The following is a 368-nucleotide window of genomic DNA, read 5'->3' on the forward strand; positions in this document are numbered from 1 at the left end:
ACGACTGCCTGATGGAGCTCAGATGGTTCTATGACCGGCGCGACCTGGCCGAGGTCAAGCGCGACCTGGCGCAGTGGGATCGCCAAATGGCAGGCCAAATGCCCGAAGCTGGTGGATTGGGTAGAGGACAACATCGAGGAGACGCTGAGTTTCTATCGGCTGCCGCTTGCCCATCACAAGCACATGAAGTCGACGAACATGCTGGAGCGGCTGAACCAGGGATCAAGCGGCGCACCCTGGTCGTCCGCATCTTCCCCAGTCCGCAGAGCTGTCTGCGGCTGGTTCGGGCACTGGCGGTGGAGATCCACGAGAACTGGCTCGAGGCGACCCGCTACCTCAACATGGATCATCTGCGCGAGCACAAGAAG

At 61.1% G+C, this 368-nt stretch carries 1 protein-coding gene; it reads left to right on the plus strand.

The genetic code is table 11. The features are described 5' to 3' along the window. Window positions 1–11 precede the first annotated feature (11 nt). Window positions 12–368: transposase (locus tag AC0L3N_RS33965; protein ID WP_473552070.1), on the plus strand; the 357-nt coding region annotated here is incomplete at its 3' end.

The organism is Mesorhizobium sp. WSM4807 (assembly GCF_055811615.1).